Consider the following 24,963-nt stretch of genomic DNA (forward strand, 5'->3'; position numbering starts at 1 on the left):
TATCTACGGTCTAAAACTTGAAAAACCAGATGCACAACAATTTAAACTAAATAGGACTCAAGGTAACTTATTTCTACGATTTTCCCGGAATTGAAATACTTTTTGTATTTTCCCAATAGAAATTGGAGGATTTTGTTTTTTCAACCCCTCCGGATTTTTATTTAAACAAAGGACCTATGTACCAAACCAGAGATTTTTTGTCTCCTGTTTCTATGAAAAAAAGCATCCCATCAGTCCATTTTTTGAGCGATGAGATTTAGGAATTACCTCTGTTTAATCCATCTGGCCTTTTTTGTGGCTTGTGCAGGTCAAGAAGAATCTTCTCCTGAAAACCCAACTCTACGAACAGCCCCTCCCACAAGGATTAATATAGCTGACCTAGAAATCGATCAGAAACCTCAAGAAATTCCGATTTCAGAACTTCCCGCTCCCAGACGAGTCCGGGTTGCTAATTATTCAAATGGAGTAGTGGAGCCTCCCATTCAAAATAATCTCCAACTGTTGAGGAAGGAGGATGGAAGCGTTTTAGTAGACTCTACAGGCAAAGCTTTTATTTTAGGCGAGGGCGGAATTGCCCAATTCAAAAAATATACCTCAGACGAAGGACTTCCTATAGATGGGATCAATTGCGCCTTGGTAGATAGCAGAGGACATATCTGGTTTGGAACAGCCGGTGGAGGAGCAAGCCGATTTGATGGATTGGAATTTTTCAATTACACAGAAAGTCAAGGCCTTGGAGGGAATACGGTTCGGGATATATTGGAAGATTCTCAAGGTAATCTTTGGTTTGGAACAGTAGAAGGAGGAGTCAGCAAATTCGACGGAACGGTTTTCCAAAATTTTGGCTATGAACAGCTGGGTGATGAAATCGTGTACGCCCTGACCGAAGATAAGGAAGGAAATGTGTGGATGGGAACTGACGGCGCAGGTCTTATCAACTATGACGGAGAGAGTTTTTCTCCCGCTCCATTCAATGAAGAATTGGGAGAAACGGCAATTATTAGTCTCACTACCGATAAAAACGGAATCCTTTGGATTGGAACAAATGGTGCTGGACTTTTTAGGTATGATGGACAAAACTTAAACTCATTCCATCAAGGGGATGGACTACCTTCTAATCGAATTCGTGCACTATACGCCGATGATGAAAATACACTTTGGATCGGTACCCTTGGCGGAGGTATATGCAGATTTGATGGGCAAAAATTCACCTGCTTTACCCAAAATGAAGGCCTGGCAGGAAATGTAGTCCGCTCGATCGAAGAGGATAAAGAGGGTTGGATATGGGCAGCAACTGAAACCGGGGTTAGTCGCATAGAGGGTGATCAAATTATTAGCTATACGACCGCGCAGGGATTGGCCGGTAATAGTATTTTGGACATTGCCAAAGATCAACGCGGAAAGCTTTGGTTTTGTACCGATGGAGGTGGCGTAAGCCGTTTGGATGGCCTTGGTTTCACCAGCTTTACCAATCAACAAGGCTTGGCGGGTAATATTGTTTTAACAAGCATGGAAGATCACCTCGGAAATCTCTGGTTTGGAACCAACGGATGGGGAGTTAGTAAATTTGACGGTAGATCTTTCACAACATATTCCTCCTCTCAGGGGCTTTCTGGGGATATTGTTTACTCTTTGATGGAAGACCAAGCTAAGCGAATCTGGTTTGGAACCTCTGGAGATGGTTTGAGCATTCTCGATGGAGATCTGGTTTTACAGTATAGCACAAAAGAAGGCCTACTTTCCGATGAAATTTATTCTCTTTTTGAAAGTAAATCCGGTGATGTTTGGATTGGGACGGATCATGGCGTAAGTCGTTTTGATGGAAAGGTCTTTCAGCATTTTACCAAAGAGCAAGGATTAATCGGTGATATTATTACCAGCATCGAAGAAGACAAAAACGGCATTCTTTGGTTTGGAACTCTCGATGGAGGGATCAGTCGCTATGACGGGATTAGTTTCACCAATTTTGGATTAGACCAGGGATTGATTGACCCTACCGTGGTCCGTTTGGAAATGGACGAATCTGAAAACCTTTGGATTGGAACAACACACGGATTAAGCATTCTGCCGAGAAAAATTCAATCGAGCCTGGAGTCCGGAGAAGCCCTTCCTCCTAATCCTTTTGAAAATTTCAGCACAGAGGATGGCTTACCGGATAACTTCATTCTTCAGATTATCGATTTACCAGGAAATTCCATCGCCTTGGGAACCAACCAAGGTATTACCCGACTGGAATATCTACCCAATGAGAAACCACAACTCCAGAATTTTGAAATTTTTAATTCTGAAACCGGCTTCCCAGTCAAAGACCTTACGGATGGCCAAAATGGGATGTTGTTGGATTCCAAAGGGCTGATTTGGGCTGGTACCGGAAGTGTAAAAACAGGATTGGTCAAGATGAATCCCGACCGAATTTTCCCGGATTCTACGCCTCCTATCGTTCAAATCAAACAAATTAGATTGAACGAGGAAGTTATTCCATGGCATTTATTGGCCGAAAGTGAAGGGTCCGAGACTTTCTCCAGTATTACAGATCAACTTATAACGCTTGGAAAAAGACTCACTGCAGCTGAAAAGCAAGCCATAAAAGAAAAATTTGAAAGTGTAAAAATGGACGGAGTTAGTCCATTTATCCCCATCCCGGTAAACTTGGAACTTCCCTATCGGAATAATCAGATCAATATTGAATTTAGCACCAATGAATTAGCCAAACCCTTTTTGGTAGAATACCAGCACATTTTGGAGGGATACGAGGCTGATTGGAGTCCGATTTTACGTCGAACCTCAGCTACTTTCGGCAATATTCAAGAAGGCGACTATACGTTCCGACTCCGTGCTCGCTATGCAGGAAATAACTTTGACCAACCTTCTGAATGGAGTGAGATAGCCACCTTTTCCTTTACTGTACTTCCTCCTTGGTACCGAAGCTGGTGGGCCTACACCCTGTATGGGATTCTCTTTTTATCGCTGATTTATCCTTTGCATCTTTTCCAACGAAACCGGCTTTTGAAAGCCGAACGGGAAAAAACAAAAGAGCGGGAATTGGCACACGCGAAAGAAATCGAGAAAGCCTACAAAGAGCTGAACCAAACCCACGAAAACCTTAAAGCGACCCAATCCCAACTGATTCAGGCTGAAAAGATGGCCTCATTGGGTGAGCTTACAGCAGGAATCGCTCATGAAATTCAGAACCCACTCAACTTTGTCAAAAACTTCTCAGAAGTCAGCCATGAACTGATGGATGAAATGAATGAAGAAATTCAAAGCGGGGATTATGAAGAAGCCAAGACGTTGGCACAGGAAATTCAAGATAATCTGGACCGAATCACTCTTCATAGCCAGCGGGCTGATGCCATTGTCAAAGCAATGCTGCAGCACTCGAAAGCAAGTGTAGGTAACAAGGAAGCAACGGATATCAATGCGCTCGCTGACGAATGCATTCGTCTTAGTTATCATGGTGTACGTGCAAAGGAACCTGATTTTAAAGCTGAATACCTAAAAGAATTAGAACCCAACCTTCCTGAACCGGAAGTAATCCGTAAGGAAATTGGAAGAATCTTGATCAATATCTGCAACAATGCTTTCTATGCAGTCCAAGAAAAGGCGAAGGAAACAACAGATCCAAATTACATTCCGCAGGTAAAAATCAGTACCCATAAAACTAAAAAAGGAATTGAAATCAAGATCACCGATAATGGTACGGGGATTCCCTCAGACATTATCGGAAAGATTTTCCAGCCTTTCTTTACGACCAAACCTACCGGGTTTGGTACAGGGCTGGGGCTTTCCTTAAGCTATGATACGATCAAGTCCTATCAAGGGGAATTAACAGCTGAAAGCAAGACGGGGTCGGATTCTTATACCACATTTACTATATTCCTACCCTTAAACTCAACCCAAAACCCTGAAGCACTATGAATTTGGGCTTTATTTTGCTGATTTTATTATTCTATCTCCGTCGTCCGATGGGACCGATTGAGGTTTCCGCAGAGTGGAAGCGGATTATCAATGGAGGGATGATCGCGGCGGGTATACTTTGGGCATTGGCGAATTCTGGTATCCTAATTATTTCCCAAATAGCCCTTTTTCTAAACTTTGGTTTGGGTGCTTTAATTGTCTACATCACCCTTCGCAATCCTGAATTACAACATAGAAAAGGGATGATTTATGCCTGGATGCCGATTATGGCATTGATGGTCATCGAGGAGATAGTGAAACTAATCAGCCCATCCTTTTTCGAATCCATCGAAGTGTACCTAGGTACGGCGACATTCTTCGCCATCATCTGGGCCATCGTGATGTGGATCAACAATACGAAACAGCGAAAAGCACTCGAACAAGAACGTTTAAAAGTTCTCCAGAAAGAAAAGGAATATAAGGTAACCGAAGCACTAAAAGCCCAATTAGAAAAACAAGTTCAAGAACGTACCAAAGAAATTACCCAGAAAAAGAACGAGTTGGAAAAAGCCCTTAAGGAGCTCAAAGCCGCACAAAACCAACTGATTCATTCTGAAAAAATGGCTTCTTTAGGTGAGCTAACTGCAGGAATTGCCCATGAAATTCAGAACCCACTCAACTTTGTAAATAACTTCTCAGAGGTTAGTTCTGAATTAATTGATGAAGCGAAAGAGGAACTGGATACTGGCAATCAGGAAGATGCCAAGGAAATCCTTGAAGATTTGAAAGCCAACCTTCAAAAAATACTTCATCATGGGAAAAGAGCGGACTCTATTGTAAAAGGAATGCTCCTTCATAGTAGAAGTAATTCGGGACAAAAAGAAAAAACAGACATTAATGCCCTTACAGACGAGTACCTCCGGCTTTCCTACCACGGACTAAGAGCAAAAGACAAGAGCTTTACGGCGGACTTTAAAATTGAACTTGATGAAGGCATCGAGCCAATTGAAATTATTCCGGGAGAAATCGGTAGAGTCTTATTGAATTTGATCAATAACGGCTTTTATGCGGCAGATGAAAAGAAGAAAGAATTGGAAAAAGAAGGCATAAAAGACTTTATGCCTATAGTCTGGGTCAAAACCCAAAAAATCAAAAATGGTGTAAAAATCACCGTTCGAGATAATGGAAAAGGAATCCCAAAGGATATTCAATCCAAAATCTTTCAACCTTTTTTCACAACCAAACCCACAGGTAAAGGAACCGGGCTTGGTCTATCCATGAGTTATGATATCATCACGAACGGACATGGAGGAGATCTTAAAGTAACTAGTCAGGCCGGAGAATTTACAGAATTTGAAATTATTATTCCCCAAACGACAGAATCATGAAAATTTTAATTGTAGACGATGAAAAAGATGTGGAACTACTTTTTCGACAAAAATTCAGAAAAGAAGTAAAAAGCGGGGTATTGGAATTGGCCTTTGCTTTTTCTGGGGAAGAAGCCCTGAAAGTGTTGGATTCTGAACATCCACCTAAGGTGATTTATGTCTTTTCTGACATCAATATGCCTGGAATGAGTGGCCTCGAATTACTGAACCAGGTCAAAAATCAATTTCCGGAGATACAAGTCAGTATGATTTCAGCTTATGGAGATTCTCAAAATTATGAGAAAGCCATGCAGTCTGGAGCCAAAGAATTTTTCACCAAACCGATCGATTTTGAATCTTTAAAAGTAGAGGTGAATAAATTGATTGAAAGCCAAAAATAGAGAAGTGTAATGGTTAAAATCTTGGTAGTTGATGATGAGGCGGATTTAGAGATCCTAATCAAACAGAAGTTCCGAAAGCGAATAAAAGGTGGGGAACTAGAATTTCTATTTGCGCTCAATGGAAGAATCGCTTTGGAGGTGATCGAGGAAAATCCTGATGTGGACTTGATCCTCAGTGATATCAATATGCCTGAAATGGACGGGCTAACCCTTCTTTCCAAAGTGAAAGAGAAAAACTCCTTGTTGAAAACCGTCATCATCTCTGCCTATGGAGATATGGAAAACATTCGAACGGCCATGAATTTGGGTGCCTTCGATTTTATTACCAAGCCGGTGGATTTCAGAGATCTTGAAATCACCCTTGACAAGACCATTCAATACCGAAATCAGATTAAATCCACCCTCAAGGCACTTCGGGAAAACAACATCCTCAAAATGTATGTCGATGAGACGGTTCTTAATTTCATGGGAAATAAAGAGCTAGAGTCTAGCTTGATGGAAAATGAAGTGATCGAAGCATCGGTGGCATTTATTGACTTGGTGGCTTTCACCAAGATCTCCGAAAATGAAGAACCAAATATCGTAGTGGGCCTTTTGAACGACTACTTCGATCTCATGGTCAAAGAAATCATCGAAGAACAAGGCAGCGTAGATAAGTTTATCGGAGATGCTGTCATGGCCGTTTTCCAAGGAGAAAACCATTTTGCCCGAGCCATCCGAGCCACTCTTGCCATTCGCAAAAAAATGGAAGAAATGCCGGCTTTTTCAAAAGACAACAAATTCAAACCTGAAGTATCTATAGGAATCAATTCAGGGGAGATGGTCTCTGGAAATATTGGTTCGAAATCACTCAAAAGATTAGACTATACTGTCATCGGAGATGCGGTAAACGTTGCCGCACGACTTCAGTCGGCTGCTAATCCAGGACAAATTTTAATTCTTGAGAAAAACGCCAATTCGGTTATGACCGAATTTTCATTTCAGGAAATCGGAGAACTAAAGCTTAAAAATAAAGCTCATCCTGTAAAGGTATTAGAGGTAATCTCTGAAATAATTTAAAAATAATTCACCCAAATTTTCCATGAAAAACATACTCTCAAAAGCCTTGCTTTTGGCACTAATCCTTGGAATAGGCGTAAGGACCTACGCCACTGGAACATCAAAATCCTTATCAAATCCCCCTTCCTTTTCTTTAACAGACAGTACGGCTAAAGACTCTCTGGACTATCCCAAATTCAAGGATCTTCCCTTAAAGCCCGAGCGTGAAGTAAAATTCACTACCAAGGAAGGTACCTGGATGAGTTTGGATGTAAGCCCAGACGGAAAAACCATTGCCTTTGATTTGATGGGCGATATTTATACAATCCCTATTGAAGGTGGAAAAGCTACTCCAATCACAACGGGGATAGCATACGAAACCCATCCGCGCTTTTCACCGGATGCTGAGAAAATCCTCTTTACCTCAGACCGGGCTGGAAGCGATAATCTTTGGTACATCGATCTTGTCAAAAAAGACACCGTCCAAATCACCAAAGACAAAAATGGCGATGTCCCTGGAGCTGATTGGACTCCAGATGGAGACTACATCGTGGTAGCTAAAGGTCGTCGAATTGTAAAACTTTGGATGTATCACAAAGATGGTGGAGGAGGTATCCAGCTGAATCCAGATCCAAGCTCCATGAAAACCATCGATCCTTTTGTAAGCCCCGATGGGAAAAAAGTATACTTCTCACACCGAACCGGTTCTTGGAATTACAATGCCCTCCTTCCACAATATCAGGTCGGAACGTATGATTTGGAGGACGGAAAAATCACCAGCATTACCTCTCGTTATGGATCAGCCTTTACGCCTACTCTTTCAAATGATGGCAATTGGTTGGTCTATGGATCAAGATGGGATGATAAAACAGGCCTAGTAATTCGTGACTTGAAATCAGGCGAGGAAAAATGGCTTGCTTATCCTGTACAACGTGATGAGCAGGAATCTATCGCTCCCCAAGGAGTATTACCTGCGATGGCTTTTACGCCAGATAGCAAAAATGTAATCGCCTCCTACGGTGGGAAAATCTGGAGAATCCCTGTAGATGGAAGTCCTGCAGTAGAAATCCCTTTCGAAGCAGATGTAAAGCTTGCCATGGGTCCACGATTGTATTTCAATTACGAAGTCAAGGATACCACTGCAAAATTGACTACTCAAATTCGGGATGCAGTGCCCTCTCCTGATGGAAAAAAACTAGCATTTACGGCATTAAACCGACTTTATGTAATGGACTTCCCAAATGGGGAACCCAAGCGGGTCAGCAATCATGATTTTACGGAGGCCATGCCATCTTGGAGTCCTGATGGAACTCAGTTGGTTTTTGCTACATGGGATGAAAAAGAAGGAGGTCATCTTTACAAAGCTAGTTTCGGAAGATCCACTGCCGTTAGCCGATTGACTCAGGAAAGCGCGCTATACATGGGGCCTGTTTGGGGTCCAAATGGAAAAATTTTGGTTTTCAAAGGAGACAAACGATTGATGGAAGATTCAGAAGGACCTGGAATCAGCGGAGCCGAATCGATTTTGGCTTGGATCCCCGCTTCAGGTGGATCACTTCGGGAAATTCGAGATGCACGAGGGATCGGTAATGCCCACTTTACACAGGATACTTCGAGAATTTATTTAAACGGACCAGGTGGTACGCTTCTTAGTATCCAATGGGATGGAACAGATGAGAAAACCCATGCAAAAATCACGGGAATCACGCCATTTGGTTCAGTTTTGGATCCACACGAAAATCATGACCATGAAACCATAGCGGATTATCGTTACGTCATGGGCAAACCTTTTTCTAATGCCGGAGCCCTAAATTATTGCATGCTTCCGGAGGGAGCTTCAGCCCAAGAACCTCAAATGAGCCCAGCAAGTGCGAGTACCATTTACATGGCTCCAAAAGGAAACAAGGCCTTGGCTCAGGTGAATAATAACGTCTATGTAGTCACCATCCCTCAGGTCGGCAAGACTCCAAGCATCAACGTCGGAGACCCTAAGTCCAGCAGCTTCCCTTCAAGACAACTGACTGAAATTGGGGGCGAATGGCCTGCTTGGGAAGCAAATGGAGAGAAAGTCCATTGGTCACTCGGAAATGGACATTGGGTCTATGATATCGCTCGAGCTGAATTTGTGGAAGATTCTGTTACAAGTGCTAAAAAGGCAAAAATGCTTGCCGATGCTGATAGTGTGGCAGCCCTAAAAGCCCAGGGTGAAGCAGCAGTTAAACTGGCAGATTCGCTAGCAAAAGCCGAAAAACAACGCATCGATTCCTTGTTCAAAGCAGATAAGGAATTAGCCAAAGCTGACAGTATTTACAAAGCACAACAAAAAGAAAAAGAAAGCTATAGCCCTGAAGAGCATCAGGTAAAGGTTTACTTCGCCAAAGATATTCCTACTGGAAAAATCCTCCTTCAAAATGCTCGAATCATCACCATGAAGGAGGATGAGGTCATTGAAAACGGAGATATTTTAATCGAAAATAACCGAATCAAAGCCGTAGGCATAACCGGAAGTCTTGACACATCCGGAGCGGAGGTAGTTGACCTTTCGGGTAAAACAGTAACCCCAGGATTTGTAGACACCCATGCTCACATGTGGCCGACCTGGAATCTTCATAAAAACACGGTCTGGATTTATGCTGCCAATCTTGCTTATGGCGTTACAACTACCCGTGATCCTCAGACGGCAACTACCGATGTATTGACCTATGCGGATATGGTTGAAGCAGGTATGATTCCAGGACCGCGTGTTTATTCCACAGGACCAGGAGTAGGATTCTGGATGTACAACCTTAAATCATTGGAGCAAACCAAAAATGTGCTGAAGCAATATTCCAAGTATTACAATACGCAGTACATCAAAATGTATTTGGTGGGCAACAGACAGCATAGGCAATGGGTCATCATGGCTGCTAAGGAGCAAAAATTGATGCCTACTACTGAAGGTGGATTGGATTTCAAATTAAATATGACCCAGCTTTTTGATGGCTATCCGGGACATGAGCATGCGATTCCGATCTATCCACTTTACTCCGATGTAACCCGAACCATCGCTGAAAGTAAAATGGCGGTAACTCCGACGCTTTTGGTATCCTATGGAGGTCCTTGGGCTGAGAATTATTTCTACACTACAGAAAGTCCGCTTCATGATCCGAAGCTTAACCGATTCACTCCATACAATGAGATGAATTCAAAAGCGCGTAGACGTGTAGGAAGTTTGGGCGGTTGGTTTGCCCCTGAAGACCATGTATTTGAAGACCATGGAAGAGGCATCAATGACATTGTCTTACAAGGAGGATTGGCAGGCGTAGGCTCTCACGGACAGTTACAGGGACTAGGCTATCATTGGGAGCTCTGGTCTGTCGCGAGCGGAGGCATGAGCAACATGAATGCTTTGCGCACAGCAACCATTTTGGGAGCTGAAGCCTTGGGCTTGGACAAAGAGCTAGGTAGTATTGAAAGTGGAAAATTGGCTGACTTAGTTATCCTAGAAGAAAATCCATTGGAGAACATCCGAAATACCAATACCATCACCCATGTGGTGAAAGACGGCCGGATTTACGATGGAAATACCCTAGATGAAATCCTACCTACTCCTCGTAAGCTTGATGTAAGTTCTTGGACCAAAGAAGCTCCAAAAGTCACAACTACTCTTGAGCATTAAAATAGATCAGCCATCCTGAATATCAGGATGGCTGATCCTATTCTATCCAAGATTTTAAGTATTTCCCTAAAATATTTGAATTCTTTCTTGGTAAACTACTAAATTATTATTTTCTTAAATCTACCTTATTGAAAACCACCCTTTTGAAAAGGATTTATTCAAATATCCGTGAGGTTTTTATCAACTAATTGAAGGATGACAAAACATTCGAAACAACCTATCGATTGGAAAGCCATCCTTTCACCTCACTCGCTTGCCTATACCATTGTAGGGGTTGCCTTAGCAGCCATCGCCTTGGAGGCATTCATGCTCCCCAATAGCTTTTTGGATGGAGGCGTGACGGGTATTGCCATCTTGATCAATTTAGGATTTGGGATAGAATTAAACCTACTTTTGGTGCTGTTGAATCTTCCATTTTTGTTTATGGCATGGCGGATGATCGGTCGCACCTTTGCTATTCAAAGTGGGATGTCCATTTTTCTTTTGACTATTGTCCTACACTTTTTAGAAGTCCCCACTGTTACTGAAGACAAGGTTTTGATTGCGGTATTTGGAGGTTTTTTGATGGGAACAGGCATCGGACTGATTATTAGAGGAGGGGGATTAATCGATGGTTTTGAGGTCATCACTGAGTATTTTCATAAGAACTCAGCATTGACTGCGAGCGAGATCACTGTCTTCCTCAATTCCTTGATTATGCTCTCTGCAGCCTTTGTTTTTGGTATTGAGCCTGCGATGTATTCAATTTTAACGTATTTTACAGCAATTAAGACTACTGACTATGTTGTTGAAGGCTTTGAAGAGTACACAGCTTTAACAATTATTTCAAAAGAACACGAATTGGTCAAAGAATTGATAGTAAAAGATTTTAAGAAGGCAATTTCTGTGTATAAGGGTGAGAGAGGCTATCTTCCAGATACCTTTCATATCCATCATCCTGTGGACATCATCATGACTGTGGTAACCCGTTTGGAAGTCCACCGTCTGAAATTAGCCATTCAAGAAATAGACCCAAAAGCTTTCTTCTACGTCCAAACCATCAAGGAAGTTAAGGGTGGTGTCATTAAAAAAGTGGGGAAAAAGCACGTATGATAGAGTATCAAAAAATAAAAGACCGCGTCTATAAGGATATTCTGGAACAACTTCCGGAGTACCTGACATATCATAACCTGGCTCATACTCAATATGTGACGGAAAAAGCACTTTTTTTGGCAGGTATCGAGCAAATCAGTGAAGCTGACATAGAACTGCTGAGGCTCGCAGCTCTTTTTCACGATACAGGATTCATTGAAAACCCAAAAAACCATGAGGAAATTGGATGCGGAATAGCAACCAATTATCTAAAAAACCATGTTTCAGAAGATGATTTGAAAAAAATTCATGGGATGATCATGGCTACCAAAATCCCTCAATCCCCAACCAACCAATTAGAGCGGATTATCGCAGATGCTGATTTGGAATACTTGGGGACAGATGACTTCGAACGGCAGGGAAATGCTTTATTTGAAGAATTGAAACATTTCAACCCCTCCTTTTCCGAGCAAGCCTGGAATGAACTTCAGTTGACTTTCTTGGAAAAACATCAATACCATACCGATTACTGCAAAAAAAATAGAGAACCTAAAAAGCAGGAAAATATTGAGTCTGTAAAAGAAAAATTAAAAGTTCTTTAACCTTTAACAGCTTCATAAATCAGATCGAACACTTCTGTTGGTTGAATTTTTTCTGATTTCAACACTTCGCTATTTCCTACAAAAATTGGCTTATCAGCATCCTCTTCCGGGATTCTTCCGTGAGAGCCTTTTACCAATGAAGCGTCTAATGAAATCACATCCATCAGGTATCGAAAGCCCAATTTTTTCTTCAGCACCTTTGACCCAACTTTCAACACAGGAATTTTAATCTCTGGGTCCAAAAATAGCTCAACCGGATCATAACCTGGTTTTCGATGAATATCTACGCAACGGGCATAATCAGGTGCTTTTTGATCATCCAACCAAAAATAATACGTAAACCAAGAATCTTGATCTGCCACGACCACCAAATCTCCTGAGCGAGGATGATCCAGACCATAATTAGCCTGGGATTTCTTATCCAGTACGAGTTGAATTCCTGGAGTATTTTCCAAAAGGCTTTTTACCTGTTCAAAAACACTTGGATCTTGGATGTGAACATGAGCAATTTGATGATCGGCAATAGCAAATGCTTTCGAAGTTCCTGCATCTAAGGTTTCCAGTCCTAATTCGTCCTTCACTTGAATCCACCCTGCCGAACGTAATAAGCGATTGATATGGATAGGCTGGGAAACATTGGTAATCCCATATTCAGAAAGCAAAAGAACTTGAGTCCCCTGATTTTCGAAATAGGTAATCAGGTCCTTGGCCACTTCATCCACTTCTTCCAGAAGCTTCCCGATTTTCAAGAAATCAAGGCCATACTTCTGTAGCCCATAATCCAAATGAGGCAGATAAACCAAATTGAGTATTGGATCAAACCATTGATCCACCTTCTTGGTAGCTTCAGCTATCCATTGAGTGGAAGAAATATTGGCATTAGGACCCCAGAAAGAAAAAAGAGGAAACTGTCCCAATTCTTTCTGAAGCCTGTCTCGCAATTCCATGGGTTGAGAATGACAATCAGGTAATTTTCGCCCATCGGAAGGATAAAGTGGGCGAGGCGTTACCGCAATATCTACTGAAGAATACATGTTGTACCACCAAAACATATTGGCGCAGGTGAAGTCTGGATTTTCAGTTTTTAACTTATCCCAGATTTTTGGTGCCCGAACCAGTCGATTGGACTGCCTCCAAAATTTAATTTCACACTCATCCCGGAAATACCAGCCGTTCCCCACAATTCCATTTTCAGATGGCATTTTGCCAGTCAAATAAACTGATTGAGCCGAACAGGTAACAGCAGGCAAAACGGGTTCAACAATGGCTTTTTTCTGCTTTGAAATCCATTGACTGAGAAATGGAGTGTGCTCTCCGATTACTCGAGAGGATAAGGCAACAATATTGAGGACAACAGTTTTCTTCATATTAAGCTAATCGCTGAAGAACCCATTCAAGCTCTCGACTGATGGACTCTCCTAATTCCAATCGCATCGCGTCTGGCAAAACCTCCCAAGTGTAGGTTTCTACTTCCAAATGCTCCGTTATTTCAGGATGATTCTTCAATTCACTCAGGACATTTAAGATACTGCTTTGAGTCGAAAAAAACGTCCCATAGGACTCAACAAAAAGAGGAACATGAAAATGAATCCGCCACTCCTTTTCATCTGCTTCTTGGATGTGTTCAAGGGCCTGTGGCAAATCTGGATAGGAAATCAAGCTCCCATCTAATCTCCGACCTACTACTTGATGTAGGTAGGTTGACTCCGCAAAAGGGAGCAATTTTTGATGTAATTCAGATCGATTTTCATCCAAATTCAACTTCAAAGCTGCAGAAATCTGAATCTTCCCGATTTTAATCCCTGCATTTTTGAATTTGGTAAAAGTATTTGCCGGATGTTCATAAACAATCGCAAAATGGCAAATGTCGTAACAGACTTGGATATGATCCCGAATCAATTTTTCGGCTTCGGGAAGTGAAATAGCTAATTTTTTAGAAAGCTCCGGCGCTCCCTCAGGAATCAGCCAAGAATCAAATAACCAAAGAACCTCATCCGAATTTTCGAGAATCCCATCCGGTTCGGGCTCAATATCTAAATGCAGAAATTTCCCCTTTTCAGAATGAATCTTTGCCAACGCTGTCACAACTTCCATCAAGTTGCTGGTGGCTTGTTCCATCGCTTGGGCTTTTTCTTCTTGGTTTTTGAACCAATGTCTATAGGAAATGGGCGAGGTAGAAATCCCTCCATTCATCCCGTCCGGAAGTAATTGGGCAAGGATCTGGAAAGATCGAATGGTGTAATTTGTACGTTCTGCTGTTGTCCAATCTGGAGCATGAACCTGATCCTTCACCCGGGTATGGTGAAAGTCTCCATAAGGGAACCCATTTAAGGTGAACACATAGGCATTTTCCTCCTTCAGCCAAGCTTGAAATGCATGCAATTTTTCTTCCTCCTCCAAGTCCAAGCTTGCTTCATTGGAAAGACGCAATCCAATCCCAAAAGGTCCTTCCCATTGAAGCTTTTGACGAATTCGAGGGATGTATAATTTTAAATTTTGAAAAGTAGCCTCCCAACTTTCGCCGGGATGAATATTACTGCAATAACTGAATTGAAAATTTCCGACTTGCATGATTATATCAGCTTGGGTGACTGGCTTTTTTCCGCTAGGAATCCAATTGCTTTTTTTATTAATGCCTCATCCATTTCATGAACCTCCACTCCTTTTCCCAAACCCTGAAGAAGCATAATCGTGAGTTCTCCTCCCAAATGTTCCTGAAATTCTCGAAGGCCCTTAATCAAGTTCTCACCTGAAAGCTCCGGTTCATAAAGTGAAAATCCCAAGGTCTGAATCACTCCTAAAATCCGATTCAAATCCTCAAGAGAAATCCATCCCAAAAGATAAGAATAGGTCGAATCGAGCGCGATGCCGATGGCGACCGCTTCTCCATGTCGAACCCTAAAATCTGTTAGCTTTTCCAACTTATGAGCTGCCCAATGTCCAAAATCCAATGGTCGGGAGGAACCGAATTCAAAAGGATCTTTCCCAGCGATATGGTCTAGATGCATTTGAGCACATCGGATAATCTGAGTTTTCATCGGTTCCATTTCCCGATTTGCCATTGCAGCTGCATGAGTTTCCAACCATTCAAAAAAGCTGAAATCCTTGATCAGGGCTACTTTCAAAGCTTCTGAAATCCCGGATCGCCAATCCCGATCATCGAGGGTTTGGAGGAAATTAAAGTCATTAAGCACGGCAACAGGTGTTGTGAACGTGCCTAAATAGTTTTTCTTCCCGAAGTAATTGATGCTGTTTTTGACACCAACTCCTGAATCGTTTTGAGATAAAACAGTCGTAGGAATCCGAATAAGGCGAATCCCACGATGCGAAATAGCTGCTGCAAAACCAACCATATCCAATACAGCTCCTCCACCAATTGCTACGATATAAGAGTGCCGATCAATTCCAAAATCATTGGTTGCCTGAACTACCCGTTGATAAATGGCTGGGTCATTTTTACAAGCCTCTCCTCCAGGGACTACCAGCGGCTCAGTGCATAAATAGAATCGGTCTTCGTGTAGGGAAGCATAATTCTTTATTTCCTCTACTAAGCCTGGAAAAGCATGAGCCACTCCACTATCAAGTACAAAAAAGGTTTTTACCCTTTTTCCTTTTTCTAAAGCATTTATAAATATTGGGTTATCAGCAGAAAAAAGGTTTTCTGTAAAACATACTGGATAGTTAAACGAAACCGAAAAGGACTGCTGGAGGATGGTATCCATATAGAAATAAGAAGTCTTGAGCCGTGAAAGTTTCTTTTTACGTTGATTTCTAGGTGACAGCAAAGGCTTTAGCCAGACTCAAAGATAGGGGTAATAAGGCCAAAACCACCAATCCAATTACCCAACTCTCAAAGGCTGCGGCTAGGGAAGCATTCACAATAATTAAAGAAATAACGGCAGCTTTGACGGATTTTCCGATCAATTGTGGGGATTCCGTTTGAATTGCTCGGATAAGCGGTGGAAAAATCATGTAAGAAAGTAAGACCAAAAAGGGGATTACTTGCCAAGAATTGGGACCTTGAAAAATTCCTAGAATCAAAATACTGATCACAATCACAGCATACATTCCCAACCCTGCAAATAATGCTTTTCTGTTTTTCCCATGCACTTCTCCCCGACTGACCATGGTAATCGCAGCCACATAAATCAAAGGAAGAATTCCAATCGGCCAAACTTTTTCAAGCACCTCAGGAGCTACTGCCACACCTAGCAATAGATTACCTGCACGGCAAAGCCCCATATTGATAGGTCCGAAGATGTTTTGATGCTTTCCCCAGTAATCATAAGATAGGGCGCAAAGGCTAATCGCTATAGCTAAAATTCCAGCAAGTTGATTAACCTGAAAAGCTGCCAAAATCCCAAGAACCAAAAGAAGGCTAGCTACTAAAATGGCTATGTTTTTTCTTGCTCGACCACTTGGTATGGGACGTTCGGGACGTTCTACTGCATCCAATTCAGCATCTGCGATATCATTGAAAGCAACCCCGCCACCATAAAGACCAATGGTACTTAAGGAAAGCCAGAGAAGATTAAGCCAAAAACCAGATCCTTCTTCCCAAGTTGCAATTAAATAGCTCCACCCACCGGCAATGGCAAATCCTGCCCAGACATCAGCCACAGCAGTTACCACATTTGCAGGACGGGTTATTTGTAAATAAGCAAAGAGTTTCCCCTTCATGGATTAATTTTCTACCCGATCGGATGGCCCTTCGACTCGTGGAACCTGACCTCCACGAAGTACCGAATTCCCACTCATTTTTTTTGTTTGGTCGATTGGTGGAGCTTTCAACCAGTCATCCTCATGCATTTGACCGGAAAGTGAAAAAGCAGCCAGAGCATTTTTGTAGGTCACCATTTGAACATGCTCTTCAGGAATCCCCATTTTCCGCATTAAATCGGCTGTTTTTGGAACAGCCAATGGATCTGAAATTCCCCAATCTGCCGCAGAATTGACAATAATTCGCTCAGGCCCATATTGCTTGACGATTTCTACCATTCGCTCCGAGCCCATTTTAGTATGCGGATAAATTGTAAACCCTGCCCAATATCCCCGGTCCAATACCTCCTTCACGGTTTCCTCATTGTTGTGGTCCACGATAATCCATCCAGGATCCATTCCATGTTCCTCTGCTACATCCATGGAGCGCGTGGTTCCTCGTTTTTTATCTCGGTGCGGAGTATGGATCAATACCGGTAAATCAACCTCTTTGGCTAATTCCAATTGCTCACGATAAAAGCGATCTTCAGCTTCGGTTTGATCATCATAGCCAATTTCACCGATCGCAACGACCCCTTCTTTTCCTACATAAAGAGGTAGCAGTTCCATGACCTGCTCTGCCAAAGGAATATTGTTTGCCTCCTTACTGTTTAAGCCCATGGTACAATAATGGACGATCCCAAACTGACTGGCTCTGAAACGCTCCCAACCAACCAAGGTGCTGAAATAGTCTTTAAAACTTCCAACTTCCGTTCGGGGCTGCCCCAACCAAAAGGCCGGTTCGATGGTGGCCACAATTCCAGCCTTGTGCATGGCTTCATAGTCGTCCGTTGTTCGGGAAACTAAATGGATATGAGGGTCTATATACATGGGCATATTGCTAATTCGTTTTGGTTCAAAATTATTTTAAAGATCCTACTTTAGACTCGAGTTTCTTGGAATTCCTGTCCAATTTTTTCCCAAGAAATTATTCCTTTTTCAATCGCCTGAATCAACTCAGGATGGGCATTCAATAATGCTTTTGCAGCAGGGAAATCTGAATGATAAAGGGCCAAGGCACCTCCTTTTTGCTCCAACAAATCCTCAGAATTCATCACTTTTTCCAGATCTTTCATAAACTTTTCATTTATGAAGGGAGAAACTAATCTCCAAAGCTCTGGCATCACATTACGACCAGCTGCCCAACGTTCATGTGCAAAATCCGAGGCGATTTCTGCCAAGGCAGGGTTTCTTCGATGGTCTAACTGTTGTATTCGGTAGAGCGGTCGTTGCATAAACACAGCCTTCAGGACCATCTGATTCCAGTTGAGCTCAGGAAAATAGATAGTCGGATACGGATTATTTAAGGAAATTGCATCAAAAACCAACGTCATATTTGTCCGACAGCCTTCAATGGAACGTGGAATCATCTCTTCTGGATAAGGCATCAAGGACAAAGACGCATAAAGCGCCTGCTGTTCATACAAATCTCCCGTTTCGAAAAGCTGCTTAATCGCTGCCAGCCATTCTTCTTTTTCAATAGAAAAATGAAGTAGAAGATACGTTCTGGCAGTTTGAAGAATATTCCAAAACTCAGGTTGAAACCCTGATATAAGTGAATGTGCTTTTCGCTTGGCCTCTTGATCTAGATTCAGGTTTTCTTTTGAAAAAAACCGTGAAGCCTGGGAAAAAGCTAAATAGAAGGCATTTTTGGAACCTGAATCCTGAATTTTCTTAGACTTTTCGTCCAACCAATTTAAGGACTTCTCATTCGCATTATTTTGAAGTATTTCCTTCAAATAGGCAAAAAGCTCTGATTTTGGGTTCATTATTTCTTCGTTTATCCGAATAGGTAAATAAACTCAATCCCAACAAAAAATCCTCCTCATTTTCAAGGAAAGGAAGGCTAAAAAGAGACTTTCTGAAAAAAATCATAAAAACTCGATCTTGAATGCATTTCCACCAGTGGTTTAATAATTTTCAGGCACTTCCTATAATTTTAGATTCTAAACTACTTGAACTATGAAAAAACGCTACCTTTTTGGAATGGGGCTCATGTTGCTTTTTGGCATGCAGGCACAAGCCCAACAAGATGAAGTCATTGAAAAAATCATTCAGGAAGCTCGGGAAAATTCCCAGTTGAAGGAAATTGCCCATGAGCTGATGGATGGTATTGGTCCTCGATTAGTGGGTTCTCCCCAGATGCAAGAAGCCCACGATTGGGCGGTTGAAAAATACCAATCTTGGGGAATTGATGCACGAAATGAGCAGTGGGGTGAATGGCGAGGTTGGGACCGTGGCATCACCCATATTGACATGGTAGAACCATGGGTTCGATCACTTTCCGGAATGCAACTCGCATGGTCTCCTGCTTCCCCAGAAGGTGGTGTAAGGGGGGAAGTGATCATCCTTCCGGACCTTCAGGATTCAGCCGCTTTCCAAGCATGGATTCCCAATGTCAAGGGAAAATATGTGATGATATCTGCTCCTCAGCTTACCGGTCGTCCAGACTACAATTGGGAAGAGTGGGCTACGGAAGAATCTTTCGAAAAAATGAAAGCAGAGCGGTCAATCTTTGAGCGTGCTTGGCAGGCTAGAATCCAAAAAACAGGGTTAGGCCGACGTGAACTACCTCAAGCTTTGGAAGATGCCGGAGCTTTGGGAATCCTGACTAGCTACTGGTCCAGAGGTTTCGGAGCCAATAAGATTTTTTCTGCTTATACCAAAAAAGTCCCAACTGTCGATCTATCGCTCGAAGACTACGGGATGCTTTACCGACTTGCCGACAGCGGAAAGAAACCAATGATTCATTTGAATGCCCAATCCAAAGAAACCGGGGTACAACCTACCTTCAATACCATCGCTGAAATCAAAGGAACGGAAAAGCCGGACGAGTATGTCATGCTTTCTGCTCACTTTGACTCTTGGGACGGGGGAACAGGTGCAACTGATAACGGAACCGGAACCATCATGATGATGGAGGTGATGCGAATTTTGAAAGAAGTTTATCCTAATCCGAAGCGAACCATTTTAGTGGGGCATTGGGGTTCTGAAGAACAAGGGCTAAATGGTTCACGTGCCTTTGTAGAAGATCATCCTGAAATGATAGATAAAATCCAAGCCCTGTTCAATCAGGACAATGGTACTGGAAGAGTTGCGAATATCTCAGGTCAGGGATTCGTAGATAGTTACGAGTATTTAGGAAGATGGATGTCCAAAGTCCCGCGAGAAATCACCCGTGAAATTGAGACAAACTTCCCTGGAAATCCAGGCAGTGGCGGTTCTGACTATGCTTCCTTTGTAGCGGCAGGCGTACCAGCTTTTTCTCTTAGTTCCCTCAGCTGGTCTTACTTCAACTATACTTGGCATACCAACTTGGACACCTTTGATAAAATCGTTTTTGACGATGTTCAAAACAATGTGATCCTTGCAGCAATCATGGTCTATATGGCGAGCGAAGAACCTGAAATGGTTTCTCGAGAGCAAAGAATTCCAATTGGAAGAGACGGAAATCCAACCAGTTGGCCAACTCAGCGGTCCCCAACTCGAAAGGGAGGAATGGATTAAGAAAACCAAAGGCTTGGGAATGCTTCCCAAGCCTTTATCATTTTAAGAGTAAAGTAGTTCCATCCCAATTTTTCTGTTGATTATCTGGAATAGGAATTTCTAAAAAATCAACGAGTGAAGGCAAAATATCCACCATAGAAGCTTGGCCAGAATTAAACCTATTATTCAAATTCTGCGCATTTGTTACCATCCATATCTCCCTTTCGGAATCACTTTGCCCACCATGTTCTTTAAATTCAGGAGCTTTTCTGCCATGATCGGTAGTAATCCAAATCAACCACTCTTCTCCATATTTTTCTTCACGGATTTTGATGGCTTCCCAGATTCGCCCAACTTGTTTATCGGCTAATTCTATTGCGGAAGTTAGTTGTGGACTTTTACCAAAGCGATGCCCCACTGCATCTGTAAATTCTAAATAAACCCAAGAAAGGTCGGGGGCTTGAGTTTTGATGGAATAGGCAGCCTCGCAGGATACCAGATTATCAATTTTTTGGAGATACTCTTTTTCAAAATCATGGGGAAAACGCGAAGTATCCTTCTCAAACCCATCAAATACTATATCCAACTTTAAGTAGCCTGTCTCTTCCCTTCCCTCACCAAGCAACTTAGTTCGATTATCTTCCCATGTAGAAAAAATCGCCAATTTTGATTCAGGTCGAGCCGCTCGCATGAGCCTAAAAATTGACCAATAATCATAATTTGGAGCAGTGATGTCATTATCCCAGACATTGTGCTTATTGGCCCAAGTTCCGGTTAGCAGCGAGTTGTACCCTACAGCAGAAATAGTTGGTGTCTCAGACTCCCCTCCCCTTTCCCCTCCTGTGAAGGCTCTCGTATAGCCTCCCCTTTTGGCAATTTGATCCAAGTTTGGAGTGGGTACCCTTTCCAATTCACTAGTAGGAATTCCATCCAAAATGATAAAAACGACTTTTTTTTCCTGCGAGAGACCTAGAAGTGGTAAGAGAAAAATCAGAAGAAGAAAACAGGCCCGACGAATCATATATTTAAAATGGTAGGTTTTAAAATCAACTCACAATACTTCAAACTTCTTGATACTTGTTACTTGTTACTTGATACTAATGTCTAACAACTTGTATCTCGATTCTCAAATCTATTTTTCTAAATATTCCCTGGCCCATTCGATAAAATACGGCCAATTAGGGCCCACCGTGTGCCCACCTTCATGTTGTCGAAAAGCCAAATCCCCCTCCTTCAAGAAGGTTTGAACGGGTGGAAACTCATCAGTTGGTAGAGAATTTTTACCAAGCAATTCATAAACTGGACCTGCTAATACCGCCGCCTCAAACATCCCTTTCGCATCAATCCATTGCCCTTCAACCTCAGGGGAACCAACTGAGATAAATACCGGTCTAGGGGCACAAAGGGCAATTAATTCATGGGCATCTACCGGTAAATCATTGGGGGTTAAAGGGTCTGCATATTTGATAAAATTGGGAGCAAACCAATGGTACTCTCCTGAGCTTGCCAGGTTTTCAACCTGCTCGCCAAATGTCCTGCGAAGCAACTTTGCACCCCCTGCCCCCGAAGATCCTATCAAACCAACAGCAAACCTCGAATCATAAGCCATCGTCACCAGGGCAGCTTTTCCATAGCGGGAAAGTCCCTCAATGACCACTTTTCTTGAATTCACCTTTGGATCCGTTTCCAAATAATCTAGTGCCCTACTTGCTCCCCAGCCCCAAGCTTTGAGCGTCCCCCAATCATCCAATTGGCGAGAATTCCCCTCATTTACCAAACCAATTATTCCCGCTCTCAACCCTGCTCCATTATCAGCCTGATAGCTCGTTGGAATAATGATTCCAAAACCCCAACCTTCCTTCAGCACCTGTTCTTGCCAACTGGGTCCTGGAGGCGCCGGGAGTCTGCGCATTCCGGGTGGCCACCTCCAACCAAACTCCATGATAAGAGGAACTGGCCCAACACTATTTTTTGGAAGGGCATATTCAAAATCTATGGAAACCGACAGGGAGGGATAGACAGAATTGTCCACCAAGCCCTTAAGAACCAAATAATTTACTTCCACATCCCCAATCAGGGAATCTTTTTCAGAAACTAACTCCCACGAAACCGAAGGCAAATTCTCAGGAGTTCGTCCATACATTTCCCGATCAAAAAGTTCAAACAATTCTTCTCTTCGCTTTTCCCAATCCTGGATGGATTGAACCGGCTTCCCATTTTCAAAAACTAGAGGATCGGGCACGGATTCGTAGGTTTTGGCCTTGCTTTCATCCGAGTTTGCGGCATTAGGAGCAGTAGGGTCTCCTGAGGGCCCTGGCCTCAATTGATCAATTCCAAGCATTTTCATCATAAGCCGATGATCCGCTTGACTAAGCTTTTGAATTGAATCTCGACTTGATTGGGAAAACTGACCAAAACCCAAAGAAGGAATCCCTACATAAAGGAAAAAAATCAAGATAAATCTGTTCATGGTATTCGGGTTTAGATCAAGGAATCTACATTTTTTGACTTAGAAAACATAAAAGATTTGATCAGCGGAAGTATCTGAATCAATTGGACTTTGAAAGCCCTCCACAGATTACTAAATTGTCTGAAACCCCAACCACTATGAAGAAAATCTTTTTCCTTGCATGGACTTTCCTTTTTCTAGCATTCATAGGAAAATCACAAAACATCTCCGAATACCTCGCCACCCCATTTCCCACAGACCTCACAGCAAGCCCGGATGGAAAATCTGTAGCCTGGGTTTTCAATTCAGAAGGGGAACGAAATATCTTTTTTGCAAAAGCACCAGACTTTGAAGCAAGACCCCTCACGACTTACATAGGGGACAATGGTGTCGGTATTGGTTCGCTAACCTTTTCTCCAGATGGAAAAAGCTTGGTCTATGTACGGGGAAATTCAAAAAACTCGGCCGGAGAGGCTGCCAATCCCGCCCAACTTCAGGAAAACACGGATTTTAAAATCCATTTGATAGACTTGGAAAGCGGGGATGAACGACTATTGTCTGAGGGAAGCGGCCCCGTATTTTCTCCGGATTCAAGGATGTTGATTTTTAGAAAAGGTCGTGATCTTCACCAATTAGACTTAAATTCTAACGAACCTTCTTCAAAAATCTTCCAAGCCAGAGGCTCGATTGGTTCCTATGCCTTTTCACCAGATGGCAAATGGATTTCCTTTGTCTCCAATCGCGGAGATCATTCTTTTATTGGTCTTTGGAATAGGGAAAAACAAAGCCTCCATTATCCAGAAACCAGTTTGGACCATGACCGCTATCCAGCATGGAGCCCTGACGGGACTAAGCTGGCCTACCTTCGTATCCCCAACGTAAACAACAAGCTCCCATTCACCTCTCACAAGGAAGCGAATCCTTGGAGTATACGTGTATTGAATATGGACACCATGAAAGCAGCCGAAGTTTGGCTTGCGGACCCTGGCAAAGGATCCGTTGTTGTCCGAGATATCCCGGCAGAATCCGATCGAATCTGGTGGACACCGAATGGATCCTTGGTTTTCCCTTGGGAAAAAAATGGCTGGGTTCAATTATACGCTTTCAATCCAACAAACGGTCAAATCCAACACCTGACAAAAGGCCAAGGTTTTGTGGAAAAAGTCAATACCTCCTATTTGGGAAATGAACTCTTACTTACAAGTAACATCGGTGACATCGAACGAAGAAAAATCTATCGATTGGACTTGAATTCTTTTGAACTCGAAGATCTTTCAGAAAAAGGAAACATCAATTGGACTCCCGTTCGAATCGAAAACGGGTTCGTCTTTCTCTCTTCTACTGGGACCCGACCTGCTTGGCCAATGATTCGATATTATAACCAAGAAAAACTACTGGCAGAAGATCTATTCCCAGAGAATTTTCCAAAGAATCTGGTGACACCCATTGGACTTGATATTCAAGCCTCGGATGGATTCAAGAGCAGGGCCCAGCTTTTTCTGCCACCTAATCACGACCCCAACAAGCAATATCCTGCTGTTATTTTTCTCCATGGAGGAAGCCGTAGACAGATGTTGTTGGGATTCAATTATTCTCAGTATTACAGTAATGCCTATGCCCTGCAACAATATTTCGCAGCTAATGGATTTATCGCTTTGACGCTAAATTATCGAAGTGGAATTGGCTATGGATTGGATTTTCGGGAAGAAGAAAATTATGGCGCAGGAGGGGCAAGTGAAGTTTTGGATTTGCTTGCGGCAGCAGATTACCTTGCGGCTAGACCAGATGTGGATGATGAAAAAATCATTCCTTGGGGTGGGAGCTATGGAGGTTTCTTGACAGCACATGGATTGGCTCAGGCACCGGAGAAATTCCTCGCAGGAGTGGATATTCATGGAGTGCATAATTGGAATCAAGAAATCCCCGTTTTTGCTCCTTGGTATGAGCCAGAAAAATTCCCCGAAATGGCAGCATTGGCATTTCAATCCTCATCCATGGCCTATGTGGAAAATTGGGAGGACCCTGTCTTATTGATTCACGGGGATGATGATCGAAATGTCCTTTTCTCCGAATCCGTGGAATTAGCAGAAATCCTTCGAAAACAAGGGGTCTCTGTAGAGCAGTTGGTTTTCCCGGACGAGGTTCACTCCTTTATCCTCCATCGCAATTGGGTGAAGGCCTACGAAGCCGCGATTGAATTTATCCAAAGACAAATCCAACCATGAAATCGACACGA

General features: G+C 42.7%; 17 protein-coding genes. 9 read left to right on the top strand and 8 right to left on the bottom strand.

Going from position 1 to position 24,963, the window contains the following annotated elements; all coding sequences use genetic code 11:
- Positions 1-249 precede the first annotated feature (249 nt).
- From HWE15_RS04065 to HWE15_RS04095, 7 genes are all read left to right on the top strand, one after another.
- The gene (locus HWE15_RS04065) at positions 250-3,918 is read left to right on the top strand and encodes a two-component regulator propeller domain-containing protein (protein ID WP_290506226.1); all 3,669 of its coding nucleotides are present in this window, start codon (positions 250-252) and stop codon (positions 3,916-3,918) included.
- Positions 3,915-5,285, top strand: coding sequence for an ATP-binding protein (locus tag HWE15_RS04070; protein WP_290506227.1), 1,371 nt, complete (start codon positions 3,915-3,917; stop codon positions 5,283-5,285). The genes HWE15_RS04065 and HWE15_RS04070 overlap by 4 nt, the downstream gene beginning before the upstream one ends.
- Positions 5,282-5,665, top strand: a complete 384-nt coding sequence (locus HWE15_RS04075) for a response regulator (RefSeq protein WP_290506228.1) — start codon at positions 5,282-5,284, stop codon at positions 5,663-5,665. The genes HWE15_RS04070 and HWE15_RS04075 overlap by 4 nt, the downstream gene beginning before the upstream one ends.
- A gap of 9 nt (positions 5,666-5,674) precedes the next feature.
- Positions 5,675-6,724: an adenylate/guanylate cyclase domain-containing protein gene (locus HWE15_RS04080; RefSeq protein WP_290506229.1), complete on the top strand. Its 1,050-nt coding sequence runs from the start codon at positions 5,675-5,677 to the stop codon at positions 6,722-6,724.
- Positions 6,725-6,746: 22 nt separating this feature from the next.
- Positions 6,747-10,361, top strand: a complete 3,615-nt coding sequence (locus HWE15_RS04085) for an amidohydrolase family protein (RefSeq protein ID WP_290506230.1) — start codon at positions 6,747-6,749, stop codon at positions 10,359-10,361.
- Between the two features lie 195 nt (positions 10,362-10,556).
- On the top strand, positions 10,557-11,453 hold the full coding sequence (locus tag HWE15_RS04090; protein WP_290506231.1) for a YitT family protein: 897 nt from the start codon (positions 10,557-10,559) through the stop codon (positions 11,451-11,453).
- Positions 11,450-12,034, top strand: coding sequence for an HD domain-containing protein (locus HWE15_RS04095; protein ID WP_290506232.1), 585 nt, complete (start codon positions 11,450-11,452; stop codon positions 12,032-12,034). Before HWE15_RS04090 ends, HWE15_RS04095 begins: the two co-directional genes overlap by 4 nt.
- Here HWE15_RS04095 and HWE15_RS04100 read toward each other — a convergent pair.
- The 6 genes from HWE15_RS04100 to HWE15_RS04125 are packed head-to-tail and all read right to left on the bottom strand — an operon-like array spanning position 12,031 to position 18,561.
- Complete coding sequence (locus HWE15_RS04100) at positions 12,031-13,401, bottom strand: alkaline phosphatase family protein (RefSeq protein ID WP_290506233.1); 1,371 nt, start codon at positions 13,399-13,401, stop codon at positions 12,031-12,033. The genes HWE15_RS04095 and HWE15_RS04100 overlap by 4 nt on opposite strands.
- Position 13,402: 1 nt before the next feature.
- Positions 13,403-14,605: a metabolite traffic protein EboE gene (gene eboE, locus HWE15_RS04105; RefSeq protein ID WP_290506234.1), complete on the bottom strand. Its 1,203-nt coding sequence runs from the start codon at positions 14,603-14,605 to the stop codon at positions 13,403-13,405.
- A gap of 2 nt (positions 14,606-14,607) precedes the next feature.
- Positions 14,608-15,756, bottom strand: a complete 1,149-nt coding sequence (locus HWE15_RS04110; RefSeq protein ID WP_290506235.1) for a 3-dehydroquinate synthase — start codon at positions 15,754-15,756, stop codon at positions 14,608-14,610.
- Positions 15,757-15,805: 49 nt separating this feature from the next.
- The gene (eboC, locus tag HWE15_RS04115) at positions 15,806-16,714 is read right to left on the bottom strand and encodes a UbiA-like protein EboC (RefSeq protein WP_290506236.1); all 909 of its coding nucleotides are present in this window, start codon (positions 16,712-16,714) and stop codon (positions 15,806-15,808) included.
- A gap of 3 nt (positions 16,715-16,717) precedes the next feature.
- Positions 16,718-17,629 carry a TatD family hydrolase gene (locus HWE15_RS04120; protein ID WP_290506237.1) on the bottom strand — a complete coding sequence of 304 codons (912 nt, stop codon included), beginning with the start codon at positions 17,627-17,629 and terminating at the stop codon, positions 16,718-16,720.
- 44 nt (positions 17,630-17,673) lie between these two features.
- Positions 17,674-18,561, bottom strand: coding sequence for an EboA domain-containing protein (locus tag HWE15_RS04125; RefSeq protein WP_290506238.1), 888 nt, complete (start codon positions 18,559-18,561; stop codon positions 17,674-17,676).
- Positions 18,562-18,754: 193 nt separating this feature from the next.
- Here HWE15_RS04125 and HWE15_RS04130 point away from each other — a divergent pair, with 193 nt between their 5' ends.
- Positions 18,755-20,299, top strand: coding sequence for a M20/M25/M40 family metallo-hydrolase (locus HWE15_RS04130; RefSeq protein ID WP_290506239.1), 1,545 nt, complete (start codon positions 18,755-18,757; stop codon positions 20,297-20,299).
- Between the two features lie 37 nt (positions 20,300-20,336).
- Here the strand turns inward: HWE15_RS04130 and HWE15_RS04135 are convergent, their stop codons facing one another.
- The gene (locus HWE15_RS04135; RefSeq protein ID WP_290506240.1) at positions 20,337-21,299 is read right to left on the bottom strand and encodes an alkaline phosphatase family protein; all 963 of its coding nucleotides are present in this window, start codon (positions 21,297-21,299) and stop codon (positions 20,337-20,339) included.
- 111 nt (positions 21,300-21,410) lie between these two features.
- Positions 21,411-22,748, bottom strand: a complete 1,338-nt coding sequence (locus HWE15_RS04140) for an acetylxylan esterase (RefSeq protein WP_290506241.1) — start codon at positions 22,746-22,748, stop codon at positions 21,411-21,413.
- Positions 22,749-22,885: 137 nt separating this feature from the next.
- On the opposite strand from HWE15_RS04140, the gene HWE15_RS04145 reads away from it, so the two are divergent.
- Positions 22,886-24,952, top strand: coding sequence for a prolyl oligopeptidase family serine peptidase (locus HWE15_RS04145; protein ID WP_290506242.1), 2,067 nt, complete (start codon positions 22,886-22,888; stop codon positions 24,950-24,952).
- The last annotated feature ends 11 nt before the right edge of the window (positions 24,953-24,963 follow it).

The organism is Algoriphagus sp. (genome assembly GCF_013373065.1).
Lineage (GTDB): Bacteria > Bacteroidota > Bacteroidia > Cytophagales > Cyclobacteriaceae > Algoriphagus.

What these genes read in the sequence shown, in the direction of transcription:
- HWE15_RS04065 (WP_290506226.1), top strand. Translation starts at nt 250, where the DNA reads ATGAGATTTAGGAATTACCTCTGTTTAATCCATCTGGCCTTTTTTGTG.
- HWE15_RS04070 (WP_290506227.1), top strand. Translation starts at nt 3,915, where the DNA reads ATGAATTTGGGCTTTATTTTGCTGATTTTATTATTCTATCTCCGTCGT.
- HWE15_RS04075 (WP_290506228.1), top strand. Translation starts at nt 5,282, where the DNA reads ATGAAAATTTTAATTGTAGACGATGAAAAAGATGTGGAACTACTTTTT.
- HWE15_RS04080 (WP_290506229.1), top strand. Translation starts at nt 5,675, where the DNA reads ATGGTTAAAATCTTGGTAGTTGATGATGAGGCGGATTTAGAGATCCTA.
- HWE15_RS04085 (WP_290506230.1), top strand. Translation starts at nt 6,747, where the DNA reads ATGAAAAACATACTCTCAAAAGCCTTGCTTTTGGCACTAATCCTTGGA.
- HWE15_RS04090 (WP_290506231.1), top strand. Translation starts at nt 10,557, where the DNA reads ATGACAAAACATTCGAAACAACCTATCGATTGGAAAGCCATCCTTTCA.
- HWE15_RS04095 (WP_290506232.1), top strand. Translation starts at nt 11,450, where the DNA reads ATGATAGAGTATCAAAAAATAAAAGACCGCGTCTATAAGGATATTCTG.
- HWE15_RS04100 (WP_290506233.1), bottom strand. Translation starts at nt 13,401, where the DNA reads ATGAAGAAAACTGTTGTCCTCAATATTGTTGCCTTATCCTCTCGAGTA.
- eboE (WP_290506234.1), bottom strand. Translation starts at nt 14,605, where the DNA reads ATGCAAGTCGGAAATTTTCAATTCAGTTATTGCAGTAATATTCATCCC.
- HWE15_RS04110 (WP_290506235.1), bottom strand. Translation starts at nt 15,756, where the DNA reads ATGGATACCATCCTCCAGCAGTCCTTTTCGGTTTCGTTTAACTATCCA.
- eboC (WP_290506236.1), bottom strand. Translation starts at nt 16,714, where the DNA reads ATGAAGGGGAAACTCTTTGCTTATTTACAAATAACCCGTCCTGCAAAT.
- HWE15_RS04120 (WP_290506237.1), bottom strand. Translation starts at nt 17,629, where the DNA reads ATGCCCATGTATATAGACCCTCATATCCATTTAGTTTCCCGAACAACG.
- HWE15_RS04125 (WP_290506238.1), bottom strand. Translation starts at nt 18,561, where the DNA reads ATGAACCCAAAATCAGAGCTTTTTGCCTATTTGAAGGAAATACTTCAA.
- HWE15_RS04130 (WP_290506239.1), top strand. Translation starts at nt 18,755, where the DNA reads ATGAAAAAACGCTACCTTTTTGGAATGGGGCTCATGTTGCTTTTTGGC.
- HWE15_RS04135 (WP_290506240.1), bottom strand. Translation starts at nt 21,299, where the DNA reads ATGATTCGTCGGGCCTGTTTTCTTCTTCTGATTTTTCTCTTACCACTT.
- HWE15_RS04140 (WP_290506241.1), bottom strand. Translation starts at nt 22,748, where the DNA reads ATGAACAGATTTATCTTGATTTTTTTCCTTTATGTAGGGATTCCTTCT.
- HWE15_RS04145 (WP_290506242.1), top strand. Translation starts at nt 22,886, where the DNA reads ATGAAGAAAATCTTTTTCCTTGCATGGACTTTCCTTTTTCTAGCATTC.